Source organism: Actinotalea sp. JY-7885, assembly GCF_014525465.1.
In the GTDB taxonomy this organism is placed as follows: domain Bacteria; phylum Actinomycetota; class Actinomycetes; order Actinomycetales; family Cellulomonadaceae; genus Actinotalea.
In genome coordinates, this window is sequence record NZ_JACEXH010000277.1 from 1 (window position 1) to 2690 (window position 2690).

Below are 2690 nucleotides of genomic sequence, written 5' to 3' on the forward strand. Positions count from 1 at the left end.
CGAGCGCGGCGTTGACGGAGACCACCGCGCGCTCGCCCGTGCCCGCCGTCACGAGCACCGTCGAGACGGCCGGCGCGTCGTCCGCGCCGCCGAGGTCGCGCACCGCGACGCCGTGCGCCTCGAGGTCGGCGACGACCAGCCGCCCGAGCACCGAGCCGCCCGCACGCGTCACCAGGGTCGCGGGGCAGCCGAGGGTCGCGGCCGTGACGGCCGCGTTCGCCGCCGGTCCGCCCGAGGAGACGGCGAGACCGCGGGCCTGGACCTTCTGGTCCGCGGCGGGCACGTGGTCGACCGTCTGGACGACGTCGAGCGTCGCGAGGCCGCAGCACAGCACGGCGCGCGAGGGTGGCGACGCGGTCCGGGACGACACCGAGGGCACGGCCCGAGCGTAGGCGCGCCAGCCGCTAGGTTGGCGCGCATGACCCACGCCGAGGACCCGCGCACCGCCCCGCCGATCCGCTGGGGCGTCCTCGCCCCGGGCGGCATCGCCCACACGTTCGCCGCGGCGGTCCTGGGGCACACGCAGGGGAGCATCGTCGCCGTCGGGTCCCGCAACCGCGAGCGGGCTGCGGCCTTCGCGCAGCAGTACGACGTCCCCACGGTGCACGAGGGCTACGAGGCGCTCGTCGCCGACCCGCAGGTCGAGGCCGTCTACGTCGCGTCGCCGCACTCCGAGCACCGCGCGCACGCGCTGCTCGCGATCCGGGCCGGCAAGCACGTGCTCGTCGAGAAGTCGTTCACGCGCAACGCCGTGGAGGCGCAGGAGGTCGTGGACGCCGCGCGCGCCGCGGGCGTCTTCGTCATGGAGGCGATGTGGACGCGCTTCCTGCCGCACGTCGTGGCGCTGCGCTCGGTCCTGGAGCGTGGCGACATCGGCGAGGTCGTCACGCTCATCGCCGACCACGGCCAGGCGTTCGGCCACCTGCCCGCGACGCACCGGCTGCACGACCCGTCGCTCGCGGGCGGCGCGCTGCTCGACCTGGGCGTGTACCCCGTCTCGTTCGCGCACGACCTGCTGGGCGTGCCCGACCGGGTGCAGGCCACGGGCTCGCTGACGCCGACCGGGGTCGACGGCCAGCTCAGCATCGCCCTCGGCTACGGCGAGCGCACCCAGGCATCGCTGAGCACCACACTCTGGTCGCGGACCGCGACGACGGCCGTCATCGGCGGCACGCAGGGCCGCATCGAGATCGAGAGCGACTTCTACCGGCCGACCGGCTTCACCGTGATCCGCTCCGACGGCAGCTACTGGGCCTACGACCGCGAGGTCGACGGCGGCTTCCAGTTCCAGGCGGCCGAGGTCGCCCGGCGGGTCGCCGAGGGGGCGACCGAGAGCCCGCGCATGACCCTCGACAACACGCTCGAGGTGATGCGGACCATGGACGAGATCCGCCGCCAGGCCGGGGTGACGTACCCGGGGGAGTGAGGGGCCCCGGCGACCGGGGCTGTCGGTCCGCCGGGCTACCCTGACGCCGTGTTCATCTCCTTCGAGGGCGGCGACGGCGTCGGCAAGTCCACGCAGCTCGCCCTCCTGGCGGACCTCCTGGCCGGACGCGGTCTCGAGGTCGTGCGCACGCGCGAGCCGGGCGGCACGCCGCTGGGCGTCGAGCTGCGCAACGCCGTCCTGCACGGCGAGCACGTGAGCCCGCGGACGGAGGCGCTGCTGTACGCCACCGACCGCGCCCACCACGTCGACGCGGTCGTCCGCCCCGCGCTCGAGCGCGGCGCCGTCGTGCTCACGGACCGGTACCTCGACTCGTCCGTCGCCTACCAGGGGGACGGGCGCGCGCTCGGCGCGGACGAGGTCGAGCGCCTCTCGCTGTGGGCGACGGACGGGCTGCTGCCGGACCTCACGGTGCTCCTCGACCTCGACCCCGCGGTCGGGCTCGGGCGGCTCACCGGAGCGCCGGACCGCCTCGAGAGCGCGGGCCTGGAGTTCCACCGGCGCACGCGCGCGGCGTTCCTGGCGCGCGCGGCGGCCGAGCCCGCGCGCTGGCTCGTCGTGGACGCGGCGCTCCCGCCCGCCGAGGTCCACGCCCGGATCGCGGCGCGCGTCGACGCCCTCCCGGTACCGGTGCGATGAGCGTCTGGACCGAGCTGGTGGGCCAGCGCCACGCGGTGGAGGTGCTGCGCGAGGCCGCGACCGACCCGGGCGCCATGACGCACGCCTGGCTCCTCACCGGCCCGCCGGGGTCGGGCCGTTCGAACGCCGCGCGCGCCTTCGCGGCGGCGCTGCAGTGCACCGAGGGCGGGTGCGGCCGCTGCCAGGCGTGCACGACGACGCTCGCCGGCACGCACGCGGACGTCATGGTGGTCGCGACGGAGAAGGTGACCATCTCGATCGACGAGGTCCGCGAGCTCATCGGCGTCGCCCAGCGCGCCCCGTCGCAGGGCCGCTGGCGGGTCATCGTGCTCGAGGACGCGGACCGCATGGTGGAGCGCACCTCCAACGTGCTCCTCAAGGCGATCGAGGAGCCGCCGCCGCGCACGGTGTGGCTGCTGTGCGCCCCCAGCCCGCAGGACGTGGTCGTCACCATCCGGTCGCGCTGCCGCGGCGTCGCGCTGCGCGTGCCGCCGGTCGACGACGTCGCCGCGCTGCTGGTCGAGCGCGACGGCGCCGACCGGGAGGTGGCGCGGATGGCCGCGCGCGCCGCGCAGAGCCACATCGGCCTCGCCCGCCGGCTCGCCCG

The 2690-nt window shown here is 76.3% G+C and carries 4 protein-coding genes; 3 read left to right on the top strand and 1 reads right to left on the bottom strand.

What is annotated here, in order from left to right; all coding sequences use genetic code 11:
• A partial coding sequence (locus tag IDM29_RS16195; protein ID WP_309232757.1) for a PfkB family carbohydrate kinase occupies positions 1 to 379 on the bottom strand: 379 nt, incomplete at its 3' end.
• A gap of 39 nt (positions 380 to 418) precedes the next feature.
• Here IDM29_RS16195 and IDM29_RS16200 point away from each other — a divergent pair.
• From IDM29_RS16200 to IDM29_RS16210, 3 genes are all read left to right on the top strand, one after another.
• On the top strand, positions 419 to 1426 hold the full coding sequence (locus IDM29_RS16200; protein WP_182112972.1) for a Gfo/Idh/MocA family protein: 1008 nt from the start codon (positions 419 to 421) through the stop codon (positions 1424 to 1426).
• A 48-nt stretch (positions 1427 to 1474) separates the two neighbouring features.
• Positions 1475 to 2083 (top strand): dTMP kinase, encoded by a 609-nt coding sequence (gene tmk / locus IDM29_RS16205; RefSeq protein ID WP_182112973.1) that lies wholly within the window; start codon positions 1475 to 1477, stop codon positions 2081 to 2083.
• The coding region (locus tag IDM29_RS16210; protein WP_188037789.1) for a DNA polymerase III subunit delta' at positions 2080 to 2690 on the top strand (611 nt) is incomplete at its 3' end. The genes tmk and IDM29_RS16210, both read left to right, overlap by 4 nt.